8 protein-coding genes and 1 pseudogene are annotated in these 7,821 nt (G+C 47.4%); 5 read left to right on the forward strand and 4 right to left on the reverse strand.

Features of this window, described 5'->3' with window-relative positions; genetic code table 11:
• The first annotated feature begins 148 nt into the window (after nucleotides 1-148).
• The 5 genes and pseudogenes from ACEW9J_RS04995 to ACEW9J_RS05015 all read left to right on the forward strand — a co-directional run bounded on the left by ACEW9J_RS04995 (nucleotide 149) and on the right by ACEW9J_RS05015 (nucleotide 4,766).
• A complete protein-coding gene (locus tag ACEW9J_RS04995) occupies nucleotides 149-1,057 on the forward strand; it encodes an NAD(P)-dependent oxidoreductase (protein WP_373544036.1) in 909 nt (302 codons plus the stop codon).
• A 90-nt stretch (nucleotides 1,058-1,147) separates the two neighbouring features.
• The gene (locus tag ACEW9J_RS05000) at nucleotides 1,148-1,360 is read left to right on the forward strand and encodes a hypothetical protein (RefSeq protein WP_373544037.1); all 213 of its coding nucleotides are present in this window, start codon (nucleotides 1,148-1,150) and stop codon (nucleotides 1,358-1,360) included.
• Between the two features lie 82 nt (nucleotides 1,361-1,442).
• Nucleotides 1,443-2,149, forward strand: a pseudogene (locus ACEW9J_RS05005) (SDR family NAD(P)-dependent oxidoreductase).
• Nucleotides 2,150-2,164: 15 nt separating this feature from the next.
• Nucleotides 2,165-3,181 carry an NADP-dependent oxidoreductase gene (locus ACEW9J_RS05010; RefSeq protein WP_373544038.1) on the forward strand — a complete coding sequence of 339 codons (1,017 nt, stop codon included), beginning with the start codon at nucleotides 2,165-2,167 and terminating at the stop codon, nucleotides 3,179-3,181.
• A 187-nt stretch (nucleotides 3,182-3,368) separates the two neighbouring features.
• Entirely contained in the window at nucleotides 3,369-4,766 is a 1,398-nt protein-coding gene (locus tag ACEW9J_RS05015; protein ID WP_373544039.1) for an ABC transporter substrate-binding protein, read from the forward strand.
• A 170-nt stretch (nucleotides 4,767-4,936) separates the two neighbouring features.
• Here the strand turns inward: ACEW9J_RS05015 and ACEW9J_RS05020 are convergent, their stop codons facing one another.
• The 4 genes from ACEW9J_RS05020 to ACEW9J_RS05035 all read right to left on the reverse strand — a co-directional run bounded on the left by ACEW9J_RS05020 (nucleotide 4,937) and on the right by ACEW9J_RS05035 (nucleotide 7,763).
• Nucleotides 4,937-5,593 carry a DUF2887 domain-containing protein gene (locus ACEW9J_RS05020; RefSeq protein WP_373544045.1) on the reverse strand — a complete coding sequence of 219 codons (657 nt, stop codon included), beginning with the start codon at nucleotides 5,591-5,593 and terminating at the stop codon, nucleotides 4,937-4,939.
• Between the two features lie 78 nt (nucleotides 5,594-5,671).
• Entirely contained in the window at nucleotides 5,672-6,811 is a 1,140-nt protein-coding gene (locus ACEW9J_RS05025; protein WP_373544040.1) for a Gfo/Idh/MocA family protein, read from the reverse strand.
• A gap of 330 nt (nucleotides 6,812-7,141) precedes the next feature.
• Nucleotides 7,142-7,417 (reverse strand): hypothetical protein, encoded by a 276-nt coding sequence (locus tag ACEW9J_RS05030; protein WP_373544041.1) that lies wholly within the window; start codon nucleotides 7,415-7,417, stop codon nucleotides 7,142-7,144.
• Nucleotides 7,418-7,601: 184 nt separating this feature from the next.
• Nucleotides 7,602-7,763 (reverse strand): hypothetical protein, encoded by a 162-nt coding sequence (locus ACEW9J_RS05035; protein ID WP_373544042.1) that lies wholly within the window; start codon nucleotides 7,761-7,763, stop codon nucleotides 7,602-7,604.
• Between the last annotated feature and the right edge of the window lie 58 nt (nucleotides 7,764-7,821).

A 7,821-nucleotide genomic window follows, 5' to 3' on the forward strand; every position in this document is an offset into this window, starting at 1 on the left:
GATGGGGAGACTGGGGGACTGGGGGAGTTGCACGAAAAGGGAAATCATCCCTCGAATTAGCAACGCCACAAAATAAATGCTGCCGTGGGAAAGGTTGTCGGTGTCATCGGATCGATCGGACTAAACTTGAGAACTAAGGAGAAATGGGATGAGTCAAATAGACAAGACGATCGGCTTTATCGGTCTTGGTGCGATGGGGCTACCAATGGCGCGGAACTTAATTGAGGCAGGATTCAAGCTCCGAATCTATAACCGTACCAAAAGCAAAGCCGACGAACTAATTAAACTCGGTGCCGAAGTTGTTGACAGCCCTGCTGCTGTTGCTGCCGATGGCATCGTCGTCACCATGCTAGCCAACGATGCTGCTGTAGCTGAAATCGTTACTGGTAAAGATGGCATCGGTAACGCTCTGGGGCAGAACGGCATACATCTTTCGATGAGTACGATATCCCCTCAACTTGCGCGAGAACTAGCAGAGCTTCATGCCCAAAGCGGTGCGGAGTATGTAGCATCTCCAGTATCTGGACGCCCTGATGCGGCTGCTGCCAAACAACTGACGATGTGGGTATCCGGCTCGAAAGCAGCAAAAGAGCGAATGATGCCAGTTATTGCGGCAATGGGGCGCGGTAGCTCTGATGTCGGCGAAGATCCTGCCGCTGGACACATCGCCAAGCTAGCGGCGAATATCTTGGTACTCAATACGATCGAGATTCTATCCGAAGTGCTGATATTTACCGAACAAAGTGGACTAGATCCCCACGTTTTTGCCGATGCCATTACCAGCACCATGTTTGCTGCCCCGATTTTTAAGACTTATGGCGACATTTTAGCCAGTGGCAAATTACCCGATCCTGGATTCAAACTATCCCTCGCACTCAAAGATATGAATCTGGCCTTGAACGCGGGCGAAACGTCTCAGGTAGCCATGCCTGTAGTGAGTGTATTGCGAGATCGATTGCTGGTGAGTATGGCAAAGGGTCGAGGGGATCTCGATGCCACAGTATTGCAGCAGAGCGTCCGTGAGGATGCCGGATTACCCGCAATTAGACAACCGTAAGGCGATCTTTTTTATAGCTGGGCACAAGCATCAAGCTGTTCGTTGGCGGAGCCTTCGACAAATCGATAATACAATTAGGAGAAAAATCACATGAATCATGCTAAATTCACTGATGAAATCGACCTAGCAGAACAAGCCGAAAACTTGGGACGAATGGCATTAATGATGGGATTAGTTCCCAGTTTTGTCGTGCGACACTTTCCCGATAGCTGGGAGTTTTATATTCCTGATGAAACTGCCGATCGACTCACGCCCCAAGAAGCTTACTTATACCTCAAGCAACTAGTCGATCCGTCGGCGTAGGAAGTCAGGCATTAGGCATTAGGTATTAGGCTTTAGGCTTCAATTATTAATTATTAATTATCAATTATCAATTAATTCAAACATGAATCTTCAACCCGATCGACACAAACATGCTTTAGTTACAGGCGGTAACAAAGGGATTGAATTTGCCATTTGTCAAGGATTACTCACCGCCGGATTTGAAGTTACTTTAGCAGCCAGATCGAGCGACAAAGCCAAAGCCGCAACCGAAAAACTTCAATCCGATCGAGTGCATCCCTTAGTATTAGATGTTGCTGACGATGATTCGATCGATCGGTTGCTACTTATAGTCAGGAGTTTGAACATCTCGATGTCCTGATTAACAATGCCGGAATTTTTCCAGATAAGGGCACAAATATCCTGACGATCGATCGAAACCTGCTAGAGCGGGCAATGAATACCAATACTTTTGGTGTGATTCGGACGACACAAGCCTATCTACCACTACTAGAAAAAGCTCCTGCTGCTCGCGTAATTAATGTCTCCAGCGGCTTGGGTGCCTTGGCTGGACTATCTGCCGATTCACCTAGCTATTGCTTATCAAAACTTGCTCTCAATGGTGTCACAATTATGTTAGCAGCAGCACTGAAATCCCAAGGAATTGTTGTTAATTCGATGTGTCCTGGTTGGGTGAGAACAGATATGGGCGGTGCATCCGCAGCCAGATCTCCAGAGCAAGGAGCCGATACGGCGATTTGGTTGGCAATGAACGCTGACTCCGATCTGAGTGGCAAGTTTTTTCGCGATCGTCAAGAGATTTCCTATTAATCAGAGAAAAAAATTATGACAACTATCATCAGCCGTGAAATTCAATTAGTCTCCCGCCCGAATGGACTGCCCACCGCAGCTAACTTTAGCCTCATCGAGAACGAGCTAGAGCCACTTACCGATGGACAAGTCCTCGTTCGCAATCTCTACATGTCAGTAGATCCATATATGCGCGGTCGGATGAATGAGACAAAATCATACGTACCGCCATTTCAATTGGGTAAAACGATGGAAGGTAGCGCAGTCGGTGAAGTCATCGAGTCCCGCGCTGAAGGCTTCAAATCTGGCGATATCGTCACTTCCACCCTGGGCTGGCGCGAATACTTTATTACCGAACCCCAAGCAGTGCACGTAGTCAACCGTGAAATTCAACCTCTGTCAGTGTACCTGGGTACGCTCGGACCAACTGGTTTGACGGCTTGGGTGGGATTGAATTTGGTCGATGTCCACGCTGGTGATGTCATCTTTATTTCTGGCGCGGCTGGCGCGGTGGGAAATGTAGCTGGACAACTAGCAAAATTGCGCGGCTGTGAGGTGATTGGCTCGGCTGGTTCGGCCGAAAAAATCGAGTTTTTACAAGCATCTGGATTCGATCGCGTTTTTAATTACAAAGATGCACCCGTACTCGAACAATTAAACCGAGCCGCCCCAGACGGCATTGATGTCTACTTTGATAATGTCGGCGGCGAAACCCTAGAAGCCGCACTCTCAGTCCTCCGCGTCCACGGTCGGATCGTTGCCTGTGGCGGCATCTCCGGCTACAATGCCGAACAACCAGCACCTGGGCCGAGCAATTTGTTTAACATCACCACCAAACGACTGACGATGAAAGGGCTAATCGTCAGCGATTCCCTCCATCTGCTGGGTGATTTTGAACGGGAAGTAGGTGGCTATTTCCAGTCGGGTAAATTGAAAAACCAAGAAACAGTAGTCACTGGGATCGATCGAGCCGTAGAAGCCTTTCTCGGTCTATTTGACGGCAAAAATATCGGCAAAATGGTAGTGAAGTTGGATGGCACCGTCGATGACTAAAGATTTTTAGCAAGCGCGATCGTCAAATCTGCGATGCCATTCACCATCCACCATCCACCCTAGATATCCAATTTGACACAGTATGTTATCGAACTTACATCAAAAGTGATACCATCAACGGCAGATGGTTAGATCTAACTCGATCGAGTTAGGATCGCTATTTTGTGTGAGCAGTGTAATTAAAATTATGACTATACCCAAATCTATCCAGCCAAAACTAGCGGTAGTCATGGCATTATTGACGACTATTACCAGTTTATTAGCTACTAGTTGTACAGATCCAAAGACAAGTGGAACGGGTGGAACTACGCCCACTAGCACTTCAGCTACCAGTGGTGGAGATAGTCAAGGCTTGAAAATTGGCTCTCTCCTCTCTAATACTGGAGATTTGGCCTCGATCGCGCAGCCCTTACCCCTTGCGGTTAAAATGGCGGTAGAAACCGTCAATGGTTGCGGTGGAATCAATGGCGCACCCGTCAGCCTCGTCTCGGAAGACGATCAAAGCGATCCTAGTGCGGGTACCGCCGCGATGACGAAACTTACCGAAGTAGACAAAGTTGCTGGCGTAGTTGGCGCATTTGGGAGTGGGATTTCTACTGCTGCTGCATCTGTCGCGGCTAAAAACAAGGTAATGATTATTTCGCCTGGTAGTACCAGTCCCGTATTTACAGAGAGATCCAAAAAAGGCGAATATCAAGGTTACTGGGCGCGGACTGCACCACCAGACACTTATCAAGCCCAGGCAATGGCGCAGTTAGCCATCAAGAGAGGGTTTAAAAGAGTTGCGACGATCGCGATTAATAATGATTATGGTGTCGGCTTTGAGCAGCAATTTGTCACCGCCTTCAAAAAATTGGGCGGTACTGTCACCAATGAAGCCAAACCCACCCGCTATGATGCCAAAGGCACCACCTTTTCATCAGAAGTCAAAGCCGCCTTTGAAGGTAAACCCCAGGCTGTCGCCGCCCTCGTCTATCCCGATACTGGCTCCATCCTGCTCAAAGATGCCTACGAACAGGGTTTGAGCAAAGGGGTGACAATTATGCTCCCCGACGGTGCCTACTCGCCAAAATTTCCCGATCAGGTCGGCAAGTCAGCCGATGGCAAATTTATCATTGACGGTGCGATCGGTACCGTTCCTGGGGCACATGGCAAGGCTCTAGAGGACTTTAATAAGAAGTGGGCAACTACCGGAAAACCCCTCACAGCCTACCTCCAACACACGTGGGATGCTACGGCACTCATCATGCTAGCAGCACAGTCCGCCAAAACCAACACTGGCGCAGGCATTGCTAGCAAAATCCGTGAAGTTGCTGGCGGGCTGGGAGAAGAAGTATCCGATCTGTGTCAAGCGATTACGCTGCTCAAAGCTGGCAAAAAAATCAACTATCAAGGCGCAAGTGGGAATGTCGATATCGACGCTCAAGGTGATGTCGTCGGTACTTATGATATCTGGCAAGTTCAACCGGATGGTACTCTCAAAACGATCGACCAAGTAAATATTCAAGCTGCTGGAGCAGTACCTAAAGTTGAGGCTACACCTGTGGTAAAACCAGTACCATCAACGCCTACTAAACAAGGCTAATCTCGATCGGATAGATCGACTTAAAAGCCTGAAACCTAGATGGTGGGTTGGGCGGGTTCCCCGCCCGTGCTGCAATGCCCACCCTACTAAATTTTTATTTCCTGGTATGTGAAGCAAATCGAGCCGATTTCGACAAACACTATTTTAACATAGATCGATTAAATTCATTTTTATACTCGTTCGCGTAGCGTCTCATTTAGAGAATCGTTATCTAACCAACTATTCAAATCTTCCATCTGGATAAAATCTAACAAATCCTCACCGAGAGATTCCACTCGATCGAGTGTTAAGCTATTTACTCGTGCCTGAACTTCAGAGCTAATATCACCTAACTTGCGAGTTAGAAGTTTTAGCACTAGCGATCTTCCTTCATCCGTCCGAGCATCTTGATATACTCGTGTCTGTTGTAACTCAATTCCTAACATCAGATCTACCTCATCTCTACTCAGAGTATTGAACTTATACAAGATAATCGTTGATACTAAATTAATTATATCTCTGCTGCCCTGTGCCTGTCCGATTAGCCTTCTCGCTTCAGCTTTCGCCTCATCTCCTTCCAGCGTCGTCAACACCATCAAACCCAACCCTGTCGATGACTCCTCTACTCCCAACTCATCTAAATAAACCCTAGTAATCCGCCCACTCGCTAACAGTTCCCGCACGATCTCTCGTCGAGATTGTTCGATGCTTCTAGATGGATAAATTACTACGGCTTGCCAATCGAAAAATAGATCGCGATGACGGTAGGCGTAGATGCTAATTTCAGCAAGCATTCGCTCATATAGTAACGATCGAGCCGAGTTAGCTGAGATGCCCTGCCATCCCAGCTAACTCGATCGAGCCAATTGCCGAAGCTCTAAAGATTTAAATTACTTTGAGGTTAAGTTTGGGCGATGATTTAACGGCTAAGAGTTGCCAGCCGGATCGGCAGCATGGATCAATTCTGGATACTCTTTGAGCGGAGGACGTTCGATCGTTTGAGTGACGGTGGGGCGGTGCTGACGCTGTTCGATCCCTTCAAGTGAGACAAAGGTGCCAGTTTCGATCGACTCAGCCAGTGCGCGAATAATTTTGATGTCGATTAACCCTTCCTGTCCCGATGGTTCTGGCTCTTTATCGTTCAAAATGCAGTCTGAAAAGTAGATAAATACCGCTGCTAGCTGATCGTGAGGATCGAAGCTATGCTCCTGTTTCGGTTCGCCTTCGATCGACAGTACATGCTTGATATGTGCCTCTGTCGCATAAGCTGGCTCGACATGCAGATTGCCTAGTGTGCCCATAACTTGATAGCTCGAAATCTTAGCTGCCCCAAAGCTACAGGTAAAAGTCGCCAATCGATCGCCTGGAAAATGCAGGATCGCACTGCTCATCTCCGCTACTTCCTGAAACCGTTCCTCATTATTGCTCACACTTGTGGCAAAGACGGAGATCGGCTCGGATTGGAAGATATAACGGGCGGCATTGATACAATAAATACCGATATCTTCGATCGTCCCCCCACCACTTTCCGCCTTCATCCGGCTATTTTTTTGTTCGGTTTGCTGGGCAAAGATCGAGTTAAAAAAGCGGGGTTCGCCAATTTGCCCCGATGTGACGATCTCTACTGCTACCAGGTTCGGTGCATCAAAATGCAGCCGATAAGCAATCATCAACTTGATATGGTTGTCCTTTGCCGCTGCGATCATTTGTTCGCACTCGGCGACTGTAACTGCCATTGGCTTTTCACACAGTACATGAATCCCCGCTTTAGCGGCTCTGACAGTGTAGTCACAGTGCATTTGATTGGGTAAGGCAATATACACCGCGTCGATCGTCCCACTGGCTAATAGTTCATCGTATTGTGCGTATGTGTATGTATCTTCAATCCCATAGATTTTGGCGACTTCAGTACGTTTGGTCGGATTGTCGGAAACTAGGGCTACCAGTTCGGAATTTTCAGCACTAGCAAAGGCAGGTAAAGCTGCTGCTTGGGCAAACCAACCCAAACCTACAACTGCGTAGCGAATTTTTCGATCTATGGCGGTGCTTTCAATTTGATTTGTCATTGTCTATTTGCTCCCATTTTGGTAGTGAAGATCGAACCAATTATTAGCGGCGAACTATTCGTCCGAGCGAGTTTTCCATGCCTAAAAGTTACCCGATCCAAGTAAATGTACTACTGCCGATCGCTATTTAACCCAAGTTGCTACCTACACATTGCCAGCGATTGAAGTCGTGGCTACAGTTGCAAAGTGCGCGAAGGCGGGCTAAAATCTTAGTCCGCGTTCGCGTTGGCGTAAGCCTGCCGTAGGCACAGCGGATCGAAGAGAAGGCGGACTTTGCATTCCGAGGAGCGGTGAGAAACCGCTTGGAGTATAGATAGCAACTTGGGCTATTTAATTGAAACGTGTATCGCTGGCTAGACTTATCAAGCTGCGAACGGGTGCTTCAATCGTCCGTGCTTGGGCGGTAGGGATCGCCGTCCATCCAGATGCGATCAGTTTTTGGCAAGTTGCCCAGCCCTTCGATCCGTTGGGAATCGGATAGTCGGCACTGCACAGATGAGGGAATGCTGTGTGCGGTTTCCAGGGATGATAAGGTTCTAATCGAAGATGTAGAGCTAGTTTGCCATTAGAGCCAAATTTCGGAAGCCAACATAATTGTCCAGCCATTTAAAAGTCCTCGTAAATTAAATCGGTCATCTGTCAAACTGATGCGTAGTTACTCGCCGAGCAATTACAACACTGTGTCAAGTAAAATTAACATTACTTATGCTTCTCAAGTTATTCAATAAATTTTAAAACTAACTCTGTCAAAAGTAAGAGTTATTGGAAGTCCAATAACTCTTAATAAAATTTACTTAGGGCTTGCTGAAGATCTCAGCAAGCCAATCACTGCAAGGGTTTTGAGCCTTTTTTCAGAAATTAAGTGCAAGGTTTTGACTTTGAAAGGCTCAAAACCCTTGCACTCGATCGCTTGAATCTGGCGATCGAGTGAGAATATTTGCAACAAAACCATTTTTTAGCAAGGAGTTCAGGCTTTAGAACAGCATCAGGGACTAATTCAGCAAGCCCTA

Origin of the sequence: Chamaesiphon sp. (genome assembly GCF_041737865.1) — a bacterium.
GTDB lineage: Bacteria > Cyanobacteriota > Cyanobacteriia > Cyanobacteriales > Chamaesiphonaceae > Chamaesiphon.